This is a genomic window from Bradyrhizobium sp. MI1.11 (genome assembly GCF_055811255.1).
In genome coordinates, this window is the sequence record NZ_JBVVPM010000065.1 from 28,159 (window position 1) to 42,123 (window position 13,965).

General features: G+C 63.8%; 18 protein-coding genes. 6 read left to right on the forward strand and 12 right to left on the reverse strand.

Features of this window, described 5'->3' with window-relative positions:
* Positions 1 to 149 precede the first annotated feature (149 nt).
* From AC0L30_RS36855 to AC0L30_RS36870, 4 genes are read right to left on the reverse strand one after another with little or no spacing between them, the layout of a single operon-like run.
* Positions 150 to 578: an HIT family protein gene (locus tag AC0L30_RS36855; RefSeq protein ID WP_007603258.1), complete on the reverse strand. Its 429-nt coding sequence runs from the start codon at positions 576 to 578 to the stop codon at positions 150 to 152.
* 51 nt (positions 579 to 629) lie between these two features.
* Positions 630 to 1,871 carry a GNAT family N-acetyltransferase gene (locus tag AC0L30_RS36860; protein WP_083870077.1) on the reverse strand — a complete coding sequence of 414 codons (1,242 nt, stop codon included), beginning with the start codon at positions 1,869 to 1,871 and terminating at the stop codon, positions 630 to 632.
* A gap of 54 nt (positions 1,872 to 1,925) precedes the next feature.
* Positions 1,926 to 2,672 carry a glycerophosphodiester phosphodiesterase gene (locus AC0L30_RS36865; RefSeq protein ID WP_473406355.1) on the reverse strand — a complete coding sequence of 249 codons (747 nt, stop codon included), beginning with the start codon at positions 2,670 to 2,672 and terminating at the stop codon, positions 1,926 to 1,928.
* Between the two features lie 5 nt (positions 2,673 to 2,677).
* Positions 2,678 to 3,145, reverse strand: a complete 468-nt coding sequence (locus AC0L30_RS36870) for a RidA family protein (RefSeq protein ID WP_007603263.1) — start codon at positions 3,143 to 3,145, stop codon at positions 2,678 to 2,680.
* Between the two features lie 232 nt (positions 3,146 to 3,377).
* Between AC0L30_RS36870 and AC0L30_RS36875 the strand changes: the two genes are divergently transcribed.
* Positions 3,378 to 4,223 carry a cell envelope integrity EipB family protein gene (locus tag AC0L30_RS36875; RefSeq protein ID WP_007603264.1) on the forward strand — a complete coding sequence of 282 codons (846 nt, stop codon included), beginning with the start codon at positions 3,378 to 3,380 and terminating at the stop codon, positions 4,221 to 4,223.
* A 64-nt stretch (positions 4,224 to 4,287) separates the two neighbouring features.
* Positions 4,288 to 4,689 carry a RidA family protein gene (locus AC0L30_RS36880; protein WP_007603265.1) on the forward strand — a complete coding sequence of 134 codons (402 nt, stop codon included), beginning with the start codon at positions 4,288 to 4,290 and terminating at the stop codon, positions 4,687 to 4,689.
* A gap of 92 nt (positions 4,690 to 4,781) precedes the next feature.
* Here AC0L30_RS36880 and AC0L30_RS36885 read toward each other — a convergent pair whose 3' ends face one another.
* From AC0L30_RS36885 to AC0L30_RS36895, 3 genes are read right to left on the reverse strand one after another with little or no spacing between them, the layout of a single operon-like run.
* Positions 4,782 to 5,189, reverse strand: a complete 408-nt coding sequence (locus AC0L30_RS36885) for an ACT domain-containing protein (protein WP_007603266.1) — start codon at positions 5,187 to 5,189, stop codon at positions 4,782 to 4,784.
* Positions 5,189 to 6,478 (reverse strand): DNA polymerase IV, encoded by a 1,290-nt coding sequence (locus AC0L30_RS36890; protein ID WP_473406356.1) that lies wholly within the window; start codon positions 6,476 to 6,478, stop codon positions 5,189 to 5,191. The genes AC0L30_RS36885 and AC0L30_RS36890 overlap by 1 nt, the downstream gene beginning before the upstream one ends.
* Positions 6,475 to 6,786 carry a DUF3572 domain-containing protein gene (locus AC0L30_RS36895; RefSeq protein ID WP_007603271.1) on the reverse strand — a complete coding sequence of 104 codons (312 nt, stop codon included), beginning with the start codon at positions 6,784 to 6,786 and terminating at the stop codon, positions 6,475 to 6,477. Before AC0L30_RS36895 ends, AC0L30_RS36890 begins: the two co-directional genes overlap by 4 nt.
* A 241-nt stretch (positions 6,787 to 7,027) precedes the next feature.
* On the opposite strand from AC0L30_RS36895, the gene AC0L30_RS36900 reads away from it, so the two are divergent.
* The 3 genes from AC0L30_RS36900 to AC0L30_RS36910 all read left to right on the forward strand — a co-directional run bounded on the left by AC0L30_RS36900 (position 7,028) and on the right by AC0L30_RS36910 (position 9,375).
* Positions 7,028 to 7,393 (forward strand): response regulator, encoded by a 366-nt coding sequence (locus AC0L30_RS36900; protein ID WP_007603272.1) that lies wholly within the window; start codon positions 7,028 to 7,030, stop codon positions 7,391 to 7,393.
* Between the two features lie 14 nt (positions 7,394 to 7,407).
* Positions 7,408 to 8,781: a PleD family two-component system response regulator gene (locus AC0L30_RS36905; RefSeq protein ID WP_473406357.1), complete on the forward strand. Its 1,374-nt coding sequence runs from the start codon at positions 7,408 to 7,410 to the stop codon at positions 8,779 to 8,781.
* Between the two features lie 447 nt (positions 8,782 to 9,228).
* The gene (locus AC0L30_RS36910; protein WP_157158686.1) at positions 9,229 to 9,375 is read left to right on the forward strand and encodes a hypothetical protein; all 147 of its coding nucleotides are present in this window, start codon (positions 9,229 to 9,231) and stop codon (positions 9,373 to 9,375) included.
* Between the two features lie 488 nt (positions 9,376 to 9,863).
* Here the strand turns inward: AC0L30_RS36910 and AC0L30_RS36915 are convergent, their stop codons facing one another.
* The 5 genes from AC0L30_RS36915 to AC0L30_RS36935 form a co-directional block, all read right to left on the reverse strand.
* Positions 9,864 to 10,022, reverse strand: a complete 159-nt coding sequence (locus AC0L30_RS36915; protein ID WP_007603280.1) for a hypothetical protein — start codon at positions 10,020 to 10,022, stop codon at positions 9,864 to 9,866.
* Between the two features lie 123 nt (positions 10,023 to 10,145).
* The gene (locus AC0L30_RS36920) at positions 10,146 to 10,352 is read right to left on the reverse strand and encodes a GDCCVxC domain-containing (seleno)protein (RefSeq protein ID WP_007603282.1); all 207 of its coding nucleotides are present in this window, start codon (positions 10,350 to 10,352) and stop codon (positions 10,146 to 10,148) included.
* Between the two features lie 634 nt (positions 10,353 to 10,986).
* On the reverse strand, positions 10,987 to 11,154 hold the full coding sequence (locus tag AC0L30_RS36925) for a hypothetical protein (protein ID WP_157158687.1): 168 nt from the start codon (positions 11,152 to 11,154) through the stop codon (positions 10,987 to 10,989).
* 172 nt (positions 11,155 to 11,326) lie between these two features.
* The gene (locus tag AC0L30_RS36930; protein ID WP_007603284.1) at positions 11,327 to 11,545 is read right to left on the reverse strand and encodes a hypothetical protein; all 219 of its coding nucleotides are present in this window, start codon (positions 11,543 to 11,545) and stop codon (positions 11,327 to 11,329) included.
* Positions 11,546 to 11,807: 262 nt separating this feature from the next.
* Positions 11,808 to 12,416, reverse strand: coding sequence for a TetR/AcrR family transcriptional regulator (locus AC0L30_RS36935; RefSeq protein ID WP_007603285.1), 609 nt, complete (start codon positions 12,414 to 12,416; stop codon positions 11,808 to 11,810).
* A gap of 129 nt (positions 12,417 to 12,545) precedes the next feature.
* On the opposite strand from AC0L30_RS36935, the gene AC0L30_RS36940 reads away from it, so the two are divergent.
* On the forward strand, positions 12,546 to 13,784 hold the full coding sequence (locus AC0L30_RS36940) for an MFS transporter (protein WP_007603286.1): 1,239 nt from the start codon (positions 12,546 to 12,548) through the stop codon (positions 13,782 to 13,784).
* The last annotated feature ends 181 nt before the right edge of the window (positions 13,785 to 13,965 follow it).

The window sequence follows — 13,965 nt, forward strand, 5'->3', positions numbered from 1 at the left end:
CGGCCCCCCCCCCCCCCGGGGCCCGCCCCGCGGGGGGGTTATACCCCCCCTTACACCCCGGCCCCCCCCCCCCCCCCTTGCTCCCCCGGGGCACGGGGGCAACGGTCCCGGATTGCGCTTCGCTCCATCCGGGCTACGGGAGCTGAGACTCAAACCGCCTTCAACGCCGCGATCAGCTTGGTCGCGTTCTCTTCCAGCACTTTGACGTCTTCCTTGCGGCTGGCGGGCGGAAGCATCGCCACGCCGTCGTGGCGCGGCATCACGTGCATGTGGAGATGAAACACCACCTGTCCGCCGGCCGCCTCGTTGAACTGCTGCACGGTGATGCCGTCGGCCTTGAACGCCGTCATCGCTGCGGCAGCGATCTTGTGCGCGCCGCGGGCGACATGGGCGTAGTCGTCCGGCTTGATGTCGAGGATGTTGCGGGCAGGTGCTTTTGGAATCACCAGCGTGTGGCCAGGTACCCGCGGCATGATGTCGAGGAACGCGAGCACGTGCTCATCCTCGTAAACCTTGTGGCAGGAGAATTCACCGCGCAGGATCTTTGCGAAAATGTTGTTGGGGTCGTAGGCGGTCATGGCGGCGGCTCCCTAGAATTTGCGCTTACTGTCACCAGCCGCAACGAACCGTCAAGGCGCCTCGTCGGCGCCTTTGCGGAACGGGCCGAGCTCGGCTAGCTCACGTCCGGCTTCCGCGACATAGGCGCGCTCGCGCTTGAGGTAATCGTCGATGGCGCGGCGCAAGCCCGGATCGGCGATGAAGTGAGCGGAGTGGGTGGTCCGCGGCAGGTAGCCGCGTGCGATCTTGTGCTCGCCCTGCGCACCGGCTTCGACATTCGCCAGCCCGCGTTTGATGGCGAAGTCGATCGCCTGATAATAGCAGACTTCGAAATGCAGGAAGGGATGATGCTCGACCGCACCCCAGTTGCGTCCGAACAGCGTGTCCGAGCCGATGAAGTTGATCGCGCCCGCGATCCAGCGATCGTTGCGACGGGCCATCACCAGCAGCACGTCATCGCTCATGGTCTCGCCGATCAGCGAGAAGAATTCCCGCGTCAGATAAGGCCGGCCCCATTTGCGCGAGCCGGTCTCCATGTAGAACATGAAAAACGCATCCCATGCGTCTTCCGTAATGTCCTTGCCCGTGAGCCAGTGGATCGTGACCCCGGCGGCCAGTGCATCGCGCCGCTCGCGCTTGATCGATTTGCGGTGGCGTGAGTTCAGCGTCGCCAGGAAATCGTCGAAACTCGCAAAACCTTCGTTGTGCCAATGGAACTGCTGGTCGGTGCGCTGGAGGAAGCCGTGCTTGGCGAGCAGCTTCCACTCCGCTTCGCGGGCGAAAGTGACGTGCACCGAGGAAGCCTTGCTGACGCCGCACAGCGCCACCAGCCCGCTCGCCAGTGCCTCCGTGATGCGCTCGTGGTCGACGCCTTCGCGAACCAGCAGCCGCGGTCCCGTGGCCGGCGTGAAGGGAACCGAAACCTGCAGCTTCGGATAGTACCGCCCGCCGGCGCGCTCATAGGCATCGGCCCAGCCGCGGTCGAAGACATATTCGCCTTGCGAGTGCGATTTCAGGTAGCAGGGCACGACGCCGGCGACGCGACCGTCGATCTTGGCCACGAGATGCCGCGGCCCCCAGCCGGTGCGGATCGTGGCCGAACCCGATTTCTCAACGGCCGATAAAAACGCGTGGGAGACGAAGGGGTTATAGGCAGGCTTTGAGAGGCCGAGAGAATCGCCTGGAAGCCCGGATGAGGTTCCCTTGCCATGCCCATTACAAGACTTGCCGGGACTAGCGCAGGCGTCCCAGTCGTCCGGCGATACTTCGCCAATGGAAGGTACGGCCTCAAGGGTGATTTCGGATGGTGCCATCATGCCCAAGATCGTGCATTGCAGCAGCGACTTCAAGAGTGGGAAACATCAAGCCTACGGTACGAAGCCCTCGAAGATCATCTGATCCGCATGTTGTGCGACCCGCGTCCGCTGCTCGGTCGTACGCACGGTCCAGCCGAGCAGGGCGCAGCCGAACACATTGCGGGCGATCCAGGGGGCGGGGGCGGGCAGGTCGTCGACCCTGAAGGCGACGAAATGCGGCTGGGTCTGGAAGCCGTGGCGCAGGTACAGCATGCTGTCGCGCTGCTCCCGGGTCAGGTAAGCCCAGTATTCGTCCTGATAGCTCCGCTGCGCGACGATGCCGCGGGGGCGGGAGGGCAACAGCTCGCGCAGCGCCAGCACCTGGTCCGGGTCGAAGGACATGCCGACGGCGGGGCCGTCATAGGATGCCAGCACCTCGGCCATCCGCTTCATCAGCTTGCGGTCGCCGTCAAAATGGCTCTTGACCTCGATCACCAGCGGCACGCGGCCGGCGACCAGGCCGCAGAGGTCGCTGAGCGACATCATCCGCTCGGCCGTGTCCTTGAACGTGAGCGCCTTCAGTTCAGTGGCGGTTTTCTCGACCAGCGGGCCGGTGGCCTCGGTAAGGCGGCCGAGCGCATGGTCGTGATGCACCATGGCCTCGCCGTCGGCGGAGAGCTGGATGTCGACCTCGATCGAGAAATTGCCCGCAATCGCAGCCTGCACCGCGCCCGGCATGTTCTCGACGATGCCGCGGGAAATGTCGTGCAGGCCGCGATGGGCGACCGGGCGGGCTGTCAACCAATCAGGAGCGCGCATTCGCCTCAGGCGACCTCGAACACGCCTTCGACCTCGACCGCCGCATCCGCGGGCAGGGAGGCGACGCCGACGGTGGTGCGGGCATGACGGCCCTTGTCACCGAAGGCGGCGACCATCAGATCGGAGGCGCCGTTGAGGACCTTCGGCCCGTCCAGGAAGTCCGGCGCCGAGTTGATGAAGCCGCCGAGGCGCACCACGCGAACGACCTTGTCGAGGTCGCCGAGCGCCGCCTTGACCTGGGCCAGCAGGTTGACGGCGCAGCCGCGGGCGGCCGCCGCGCCCTCTTCGATGGTCACGCCGGCGCCGAGCTTGCCCTTGGCGATCAGCTTGCCGGCGGGATCGAAGCAAACCTGGCCCGAGACGAACAGCAGATTACCGGTGCGCACGAACGGCACGTAATTGGCCACGGGGGTGGGAGCCTCGTGCAGCTTGATACCCTGTTCCGCCAGCTTCTGCTCGACCGTGCCCGCCATGTCCGACCTCGTTGTCCAAAAATCCATCCGCCGGGCAGATCCGTCGCAGCCCGGCGGGCCCTGTTTCGCCCATCGTGCCGCCACATGCAAGCAACCCTCGGGGGTGGCATTTTGTTGAGGCAGGGCAGGAGGTTCAACGCAAAGGCCGCAACTTTACGTGAAACGGCCTCAGTTGCGACGCAATGGAACGTTCATTAAAATGTCGAATCTGCGCTTTCCCCAGGGACCAGACATGCTGCACCTTTTCCGGACTTCGCTCGGTGTGACGGCGCTCGCGGCGGCCGCTCTCGGCCCCGGAGGCGGGGCGCTGGCCGCGAACGGTCCGTTCCTCGCGCATCAGGCGCTCTATGATTTGAGCCTGGTGAAATCGCGCTCCAATTCGATCAACAGCGCGCGCGGGCGCATCCTCTACAATTTCACCGGAAGTTCGTGCGAGGGCTACACCTCCGAATTCCGCCAGGTCTCCGAGCTCGACAGCGGCGAGGGCAAGGTCACGCTCAGCGACCTGCGCTCCAATTCCTGGGAGGACGCCGGCGGCAAAAGCTACCGCTTTAAGATCGAGACGCGGATGAACGAGGCGGATGCCGGCCGGGTCGACGGCTCGGCGGAGCGCGACGGCGACCACATCAACGTCAAGCTGAAGCTGCCGGCGCCGAAGAACTTTACGCTCGACGGCAAGATCGTGTTTCCGACCGAACAGATCCAGCGCATCATTGCCGCCGCAAAGGAGGGCAAGTCGCTGCTCGAGCTCTCCGTCTATGACGGCTCCGACGATGGCCAGAAGGTCTACAACACGCTGACCGTGATCGGCCAGCCGATCCCGGCCGAGCGCGAAGGTTCGCCCGATCCGTCGACGTCAGATGAGCACATGAAGTCGCTCAAGCGCTGGCCCGTCACCGTCAGCTATTTCGACCGCGAGGCCCAGCAGAAGGAAGGCGAGCAGACGCCGGTCTATGCGATGGCGTTCGAGCTCTACGAGAACGGCGTCTCGCGCCAGCTCGTGCTCGATTACAACGATTTTGTGATTTCGGGCGCGATGGGCAAGTTCGACGCGAAGGACAGCAAGCCCTGCAATTGAGGGCTGGCCTGCAACGCGGTCTCTGGCTAGGCTCCCTCCCAACCACAAACATCCGGGAGGCATCATGCCCAAGCTCGATCATCTCCGCCCCAGCGGCCTGCATCACAATCCCGCTTATTCGCATGTCGTCACTGCCACGGGGGCGCGGACGATCTACATCTCCGGCCAGGTATCGGTGGACGAGGAAGGGCGGATCGTCGGCGAGGGCGATCTCGCCGCGCAGACCACGCAGGTGATGCAGAATCTCGGGCACGCGCTGAAAGCAGCCGGCGCGAGCTACGCCAACATCGTGAAGATCACGACCTTCGTCGTGAACTACAAGCCGGAGCTGCGCCCGATCATCGGCAAGGCCCGCTCGGCGTTCTTCGAAGGCATGGAGCCGCCGGCCTCGACGCTCGTCGGCGTCTCGGCGCTCGCCGCGCCGGAATGGATGATCGAGATCGAGGCGGTGGCGGTCGCGGATTGAGATCTTTCCCGTAGCCCGGATGGAGCGAAGCGTAATCCGGGAAGCTGTGTCTGCAGATGCGTCGTCCCGGATTGCGCTGCGCTCCATCCGGGCTACGAGTGCGTAGCCTTGGATATATCTTGCAGAAGAACCATCGCGTCGTCTGCCCTGTCAGCCGGCACAAAAAGATGATCGTGGTGGAACGCCGAAACGGCGTTCACGCTGATGCCGGCTGCGGCGAGACGTGCCGTGATCGCCGCCAGGAAACCGACCGCATCGAGTGCGGAGTGAACCGTCAGGGTGATCAGGCACGATGCAAATGCGTGGCGTAGTCCCGCCGCTTCGGCCTGTTCGCGTGGGATCACGAGCGTCGTTCCTTCCTGCTCGCGGAACGTCAGCAAGGGGCTGAGCGCTGCGGGAATCGACTGGTCTGTCGGGATCGTGCAGAACACGAAGATTTCCGGCCGCATCTCCGGCTTCATGTCTCTCAACAGTGCGCCGAGATTGCGTTCGCCTGTCATCACTCCTGCGCCTTCTCCGGTCCCTCGTATGCGATGCCGCGGATCACCGCGGCGCTGCCGAATTTCTTGCGCAAGCTGTCCACCGCGCGCTCGGCGTGGGCGGCACGGCGGTCGAGCATGTCGGTGTCGTCGGCGACTGAACCCTCGCGTAGCGCGCTGACGCCGGCGCCCATCAGGCGGAAGGCGGTGCCGTCGATCTCTTTCGCCAGCATCTCGCGGCAGATCGAAAAGATCTTCGCGGCAAGCTGCGTCGGGGCCGTGATCGACTGCGAGCGGGTCCGCTGGCGGAAATCCGCGGTCTTCAGCTTCAGCGTGACGGTCAGGCCGGCGAGCTCGCTGCTCTTGAGGCGAGACGACGTCTTCTCGCAGAGGCGCCACAGTATCTTCTCCAGCGTCGCGAAATCGCGGATGTCGGTCTCGAACGTCGTCTCGCTCGAAATCGTCTTGGCGCCCCGATCGGGCTCGACGCGGCGGTCGTCGATGCCGCGCGCGAGCCGCCACAGCCTGCGGCCGTCGCTCGGAAACTGCCGCATCATCTCGATCTCGTCGGCCTTCTGCAGGTCGGCGATGATGCGGAAGCCGCGTTGCACCAGACGCTCCTGCGTCGCGGGTCCAACGCCGAAGATGAAACCGACGGGCTTCTCCGCAAGCATCAAGCGCGCTTCCTCCTGGTCGAGCGCGGCAAACCCGCGAGGCTTGTCGAGGTCGGAGGCGATCTTGGCCAGGAACTTGTTGCAGGAGAGGCCGACCGAGACGCTGATGCCGATGTCGCGCTCGATGTTGCGTGCGAACCGCGCCAGCACCTTGGCGGGGATCATGCCGTGCACCCGCTCGGTGCCGGAGAGATCGAGGAACGCCTCGTCGATCGAGAGCGGCTCGACCAGCGGCGTCAGCGCCTTCATGGCCTGGCGCACCTCGCGCCCGACCCGGACATATTTCGCCATGTCCGGCGGGATGACGGCCGCATGCGGGCAGGCTTCCAGCGCCTTGTACATCGGCATGGCCGAGCGCACGCCGTAGGTGCGCGCGATATAGCAGGCGGCCGACACCACGCCGCGCTTGCCCCCGCCGATGATGACGGGTCTGTCGGCGATGTCGGGGTTGTCGCGCTTCTCGACTGTCGCGTAGAAGGCGTCGCAGTCGATATGGGCGATGGTCAGGCTTGCGAGTGCGCGGTGGCGGGCGAGGCGGGGGGAACCGCAGGCGGAACAACGCCGAACGCCGATATCCAGATCGGCCGAACAATCCCGGCAGAAGCAGCGGGGCCCGGCCGTCTCCAGGGAGGTCACGGCACGTCGCGCTCCCAATTGGGGTCGCCGAGCGCGTCGCCGAGAACCTGCCGCGCTGCGGCAACGTTGGTCGGATGCAGTTCCGCAGCGCTGGCAAAGGCCTTCACGGTGGCGTCATCCCGCATCACGAAATCGAGCACGCTGAGCAGGAAATTGGGGTCCGAGGCGGCATTGCGCAGCGTCTCCGGGCCGACCCCTGTCTCGGCCAGGAACAGGCCCAGCCGCTCGGGTTCGCCCGCGACGAAAGACAGCGCCTGAAGCGCAACGATTTCAGCGACTTCGCGCGGGTTGTGAACAGGCTTTTTCACGTGGCCGGTTTGCCTTTCCGTTAACTTTCGGTGTCTACTTTGGGGTCACCATGCCCGAGTCTCGTTCCTGAGTCTTGTGACCCCCGACAAGCAACTGGAAACCACATCGCAGAAAGTCGGCCCTCGGGTTTAACGAAACTCAAGCGAATTCGAGGCTAGTTTGAATCCAGTTTTCGAAGCGCCGGCGACCGGCGCCTGAGGCGTCACATGCATCGGTCTGCGGACCAATCAGGAGGGCGGGATGGCTAAGACCGTCCTGATCGTGGAAGACAACGAGCTCAACATGAAGCTCTTCCGCGACCTGTTGGAGGCGCACGGCTACCAGACCACCGGCACCAGCAACGGCTACGAGGCGCTCGACCTCGTTCGCAAGATGCGGCCCGACCTCGTGCTGATGGATATCCAATTGCCGCAGGTCTCGGGCCTGGAGGTGACGCGCTGGATCAAGGACGATCCGGAGCTGCGCAGTATTCCCGTCGTCGCCGTCACGGCGTTCGCGATGAAGGGCGACGAAGAGCGCATCCGCGAGGGCGGCTGCGAAGCCTATTTGTCCAAGCCGATCTCGGTCGGCAAATTTATTGAGACGGTCCGACGTTTCATCGGATAGGAAGTGAGTTCACAGTGTCCGCGCGTATCCTCGTCGTCGATGACGTCCCTGCCAACGTCAAGCTGCTCGAAGCTCGCCTGTCCGCCGAATATTTCGACGTGATGACCGCCGCGAACGGCACCGAGGCGCTGGCGATCTGCGCCCGCGCCGAATGCGACATCATCCTGCTCGACGTCATGATGCCGGACATGGACGGTTTCGAGGTCTGCCGCCGCCTCAAGACCGATCCGGCCACGCACCACATTCCCGTCGTGATGGTCACCGCGCTCGACAGCCCGGCCGACCGCAACCGCGGGCTGGAAGCCGGCGCCGACGATTTCCTGACAAAACCCGTCTCCGATGTCGTGCTGATCGCGCGCGTGCGCTCGCTGACCCGGCTGAAGATGATGACCGACGAGCTGCGCATGCGCGCCATCACCTCGCTCGAGATCGGCATGCAGGCGCCAGAGCGCAGTGCAATCTCCGACACCGGCAAGGGCGGCCGCATCCTGCTGGTCGACGACCGCCAGTCCTCCTATGAGCGGCTGGCGACGATCCTCGCCGCCGAGCACACCATCGACGTCGAGCCGAACCCGACGGAAGCGCTGTTCCACGCCGCCGAGGGCAATTACGATCTGCTGATCGTCTCGCTCGACCTCAACGATTTCGACGGCCTTCGGCTGTGCAGCCAGGCGCGCTCGCTGGAGCGCACGCGGCATGTGCCGATCCTGGCGATCGCCGACCCCGAGAACGCCACGCGGCTGCTGCGTGGGCTCGAGATCGGGGTCAACGACTATCTGCTGCGTCCCATCGACAAGATCGAGCTGCTGGCGCGTGCCCGCACCCAGATCCGCCGCCGCCGTTACACCGACCATCTGCGCGACAACGTGCAGAACTCGATCGAGATGGCGATCACCGATGCGCTCACCGGGCTGCACAATCGCCGCTACATGGAGAGCCATCTCGCGACGCTCGCCGAACAGGCCGCGACCCGCGGCAAGCCGCTGGCGCTGATGATCCTGGACATCGACTACTTCAAGTCGATCAACGACAATTACGGCCACGACGCCGGCGACGACGTGCTGCGCGAATTCGCCGTGCGGGTGCGCAAGTCGATCCGCGGCATCGACCTTGCCTGTCGCTACGGCGGCGAGGAATTCGTCATCGTGATGCCGGAGACCGATCTCCACGTCGCCGGCATGGTCGCCGAGCGCCTGCGCCGCTCGATCGCCGGCGAGCCCTTTGCAATTCACAAGGGCACCAAGCGCATCGAGGTCACGATCTCGATCGGCCTGACCACGCTGGAGCAGAAGGGCGAGGCGGTTGGCGACGTCCTCAAGCGCGCCGACACTGCGCTGTACCGCGCCAAGCACGACGGCCGCAATCGTGTGGTGTCGCACGCGGCGTGAGGCCGCTCGCACAGGCCGGCGCAAAAAAAAACGCGAAAACAACCCCATGCACAGTAGCCGACGCTAGTCGGATCAATGGCTTACGTCGGCCGCAAAACGGCTGATGCTGGACCGCAATGCCGTTTGACTCGTCGGGCAAAACAGGAGCATGCTGCTAGCACTCCGAAAATCCCACGAACTCTGCTGTCATTCCCCGCGCAGGCGGGGAATCCAGTACGCCGCGGCGTCTCGGCTCAAGCGATGGAATCCATGTGGACCGAAAGTCCGGGTTACTTCTGATCGACGTTGCTGGTCCCCGAACCTGGCGTACCGATCGGCAAGCCGTTCGCCGCATGACCGACGCCAACGCCCGGCGCACTGACGGCTCCTGGAGTTTGATCTTGCGGAAGCGTCTTGATCCCCGTCCTTGCTTGCTCAGCGGGGCTCATCTGGTCCCTGTTATCGCTGTTGGCACCATTGGTCGCCGTGATGCCGGACCCGTCGCTCCCGTTTGGCGTGCCGGTCTGTGTCGATCCGGTCGCGGTGCTGCCCGCGCCCGAGCTGCCCGGTGCGGCCGGTGTGCTCGCGGTGTTGCCGTTCGGCGTCGGGGGCTGAACGTTCGGGTTGGTTGGAGAGTTATTGGTGTGAGCGCCGGTTGAGGTTGCGTTTGTGCCCATGCCGGATGGGGCCGAGGGACCTCCATTGGCGGCGCCAGACGTGCCAGTGCCTGCACCTGAGCTCGCGGATGATCCGGACGCGCCGCCGCTCGCGGCCGCGCCACCCGCGCCACCACCACCTCCGCCGCCTTGTGCGAGGACCGGTGCGGCAACAGCGAAGGACAGTGCGGCTGTAAGAAGAAGCGATTTTCGATTCATGACCTTCTCCGGTGTAAAGAAGGTCAACTACGCCGAAATGGCGATTGTTCCTTTCAGTTCGGTCATTCAGGTGACCGCTCCCGGATTTCCGAGAGAGGCTGTTTCATATGGCGCGTCAGGCAGCCTTTTCCTTGAGTTCGAAGTCCATGGTCCACGTCGATTTTCCCGGCCGCGTGCGGAATATCCATGTCGTCACGCTCGAACCGGGCGGGATGACGATGCTGTCCCTTAGTGCATCGTGAACTGCCGGATGTTGCTTTCGGTCGCCCAGATCGAATGAGAATAAACATCCTTGTCGCTGGTCTTTGTGCAGCTCAGAACTCCTCCGTTCATAACGGCGCGGGTGGCGGTCTGGCTGACGGACGAGTCCATGTGGATGGTAGTCATCGTGGCAATCTCCAAAAGATGAAAAAAACGCCAGATGCTCCCTTGGGTTGTCGTGACGTGTCAAGCATGCCGCAAAACGCTCGCACCACTCCTCTTGTGCTGCATCCACTCCCTTCAGGGCAGCTAGTTAGAGCAGCCCGTGCCGTTCTCTTGAACCGGCGGACAGGGAACGGTGCCGAAGGAACAGAACACGCAGCAGTCGCCGGGGAGCGGCTTCAGACGCTCGCCGCAGCGTTTGCAGTCATAAAAGAACTGGCAAGCGTCGGTCGGCATGACCTCGGCAGCAGCGTGACCGCACTTGGGACACGTGATCGTGGAGTTCAGGATCATTTACCAGGCGCGTGGCAGACACCGAGCAAGGATTGCCGGCGAGCCTTCTTCTGATCGGTCACCAGTTTTACCTTCTCTCTCAAAACGAGGATTTCGGAATATTCCTTTTTGGATCTCTCGGGGGCTGCGAAGTGCTTCAAGCTGCCGGGCGGTCAGTTTTAATATCGCGGCAATATGCGTACTCTGGATGTGGTGCATAGGATCAAATCCCTTCGTCGGGTCAGCGCTGGGAGAGGCTTTAGGGGGAAGCCCACCATCCGTCGGGGAATGGCTCCAGCAAAGTCTGATCGACTTGGTTGTCGTTGTCAGGGGGGCTGATAGCTCCTGCATTCCAGCTTGGTGGCGCGAGGCGACGGAGGCGGACAGACAGGGCGCCTGGTTTACGACTTCGAAGGCGGCGCGAAGCAGGATGTGTCAAGCGTAATGGAGGCACAGCGTGGGCGCTTCGCTCTGCTTCTTCGACCAGACCTCGAAGATATTCCAATTCTGAGAGCTGAGAAGTGAGTTCGCTAAGTTGTTGGGCATAAAGGATTGCGCGAGAGCTTCGCATGGATGTTCTCCCCAGCACAAAAAGAACTATCGGGAAAAAATGGCAATCTACCATAGGTAAACATCGGATTTCAATACGTCAGGCTCACTGCTTCAGGATCGCGGCTTCGGCCAGCGCGTCCATGACGCGCTGAAGAAGATCCGGCCAGGCGGGAGGCAATTGAGACAGCAAAAGGAACCCCAGCTTCAGGGCGGTGAAGCTGGGGCTGTTGAGCTGCCTTGGCGAAGCAGCTGCCCCCTTGGGGAGGGCCACGGGAAAACTTGGCAATCGGCAAGTCGTTCCTAGCCGAACAAAAATGAGCCCCAGCTCCGGGGGCAATGGGAAGAGCTGGGGCCCGACTGGACTGCATTACCGATATAGGAATGGGCGTCGGAAAAATTGGTGACCGGCGAGCCGTTTCAACTGCGGTGCAGCCGAAAAATGTTTAGCGGCCTCTGTCGTCCTTGCCGTTGGGGCTGCCATCGCCGCCGCCGTTACCCCAGCCATTGTTGCCGTGGTGGTGATGGACCGCGCTCGCACCCGATTTAGCAATTGCATCGGACGTGAGGGAGGTGGAGAGCAGCAGCGTTATAGTTGGAGGTGTCACGGCTGCGAACTTTCCGCAGGTCTTTAGAAATTCGCGGCGGTCGTCCTGGTCAGGCATGGGTTCTCTCCGGGGCTGGCGGAAATATTAAATACGATAAATCAAATTAAATCAATTTAACTATGTTAATAGGCTCGGTCACGAAGTGCGGCCATAAGTTGCGGCACCAGCTGTTCGCTCTTCGCTACTCCCTCAGGGATACCGGCGCGCTCCCTTCAAGAGATCGAAATCAAGCTCGGCCAACGGGTTGGCCGCTGGAGTGCGTGCTGGCCTGCCCGGCCTTCTTGCGGCGGGCGGATCGGGTTCTGATCTCGTAGCTACTTCAGGGATGCCGGGCCGGCCGTTTGCCTCGCTTCACCGCAGTCTCATCTCCCACATCCACCCCCGCATTTCGCAATAACACCGTCGCCGCCTCCTTCGCGGCACGCGCCATTGCGGGGTCGTCGCGGACGAGGTCCTGTGCGATGGAGCCGTCGACCAGCAGCACGAGCTGCGTTGCGAGCGCCTCCGCGTTCGCAACGCCAAGCTCGTTGAGGCGGTCGCGAAACCAGACGCGGCGGCTTTCCTTGAAGGCGATGGCGATCTTCTTCACGGCGCGGTCGGCCCGGCCAAGCTCGGCGACCGCATTCACGAACGGGCAGCCGCGAAAGTCTTTTGCGGCGAAGCGGCGCTGCAGCGAATCGAACGTGGCGAGGATCTGCTCGGCCGGGGGCTTGTCCGAGGGGCGGGGCTGCACGAAGCGGCGCTCCAGATAGGCCGCGATCAACGCGTCCTTGGAGGGGAAGTGGTTGTAGAGCGTGCGCTTGGAGATGCCGATCTCGGCCGCGATGGTGTCGACGCCGATGGCGCGAATGCCCTGCAGATAGAACAGCTTGTCGGCGGTCTCGAGGATCCGCTCTTTCATCGTCTGTGGGGCGGGCGGGGGAGCCATGCGGCGGTGAATGTCCTGTTGGCTTGACAGCGCGCGCTAACCATAGCCTAAGTACACAGGTCTGTGTAACCAAAATCAACCGATATTGCAGACGACGGCGCTCGCGCGGCGCCGATGAGGGAGACGAAAATGCCCCTGTTGCAGGTCCTGCGCCCGACATTGCCCATCCTGATCGGCGCCTCGATCATGCTGACGCTGAGCATGGGGCTGCGGCAGAGCCTCGGCATCTTCATGCAGCCGCTGACCCACGACATCCATCTGTCGATCTCCGACTTCACGCTGGCGCTGGCCGTGCAGAACCTCGCCTGGGGCTTTCTCCAGCCGCTCGCCGGCGCGATGACCACGCGCTACGGCTTCCGTCCGATCATGATCGTGGGCTCGTTCATGTACATCGCGGGCCTGGTGCTGATGGCAACCGCGAACGGTCTCGTCGCCATCATGATCGGCGCCGGAGTGCTGATCGGCACCTCGCTCGCCTGCACCGCCGCTGCGATCGCGATGTCGGTGGCGGCGCGCGCGGTGCCCGCAATGGTGCGTTCCACCGTGCTTGGCATCGTCTCGGGCGCGGGCTCGCTCGGCGCGCTGCTGTCGGCGCCAATCGGGCAGATGCTCAACGAGGGATTCGGGTGGCGCGTCGGGCTCGCCGGCTTCGTGGTGATGTCGGTGCTGATGATCCCCGCGGCCTGGTATGCCGGGCGTGTCGACGCGGTCCCGCTGCCGAAGCCCGCGACTGACGAGATCGTCGATGCCACGGCCATGATCGCGGCGAAGACCGCCTTCGGCAACGCCTCCTTCGTGGTGATGACCTGCGCCTATCTCGTCTGCGGCATGCAGCTCGTGTTCCTCACCACGCACTTGCCGTCCTATCTCGCGATCTGCGGCCTCGATCCGATGCTGAGCGCGCAGACGCTGGGCATGATCGGCGGCTTCAACGTGCTTGGCTCGCTGTTCTTCGGCTGGGCCGGCCAGCGCTGGAACAAGCTCGCACTGCTCGGCGGCATCTACGTCTTCCGCTCACTCGCGCTCGCCTGGTACTTTACGCTGCCGGCGACGCCTGCCTCGACCTTGCTGTTCGGCGCGATCATGGGCTTCCTGTGGATGGGTGTCGGCCCGCTGGTGGCGGGCGCGGTCGCCGAGATGTTCGGCCTGCGCTGGCAGGCGATGATCCAGGGCCTCGCCTTCATGAGCCACCAGATCGGCAGCTTCCTCGGCGCGTATGGGGGAGGGGTGCTCTACGACGCGCTCGGCTCGTATACGATGGCCTGGCGCATCGGCGTCGCGCTGGGGTTGGCCGGCGGCATCATCCAGATCGCGTTTGCGCTGATCCGGCCGTCGCAACCGCCGGCGCCGGTGTTGCGGACAGCGTAGGGGGGCGTGGGCTCATGAACGTCCGCTTTGGAGTTTACAGCGGACGCCGCGCTGCTTGGTCGTGATCGGTCGCTTGTGACCCGCATGTATGGTCCGGCCGCGCGTTGCAAGAGGTTTCGTCAACCTGGCAGATGCGGTCTTGCATCAATGTATCCGGCCTCTGATTGGAGCGTGTTGTGCT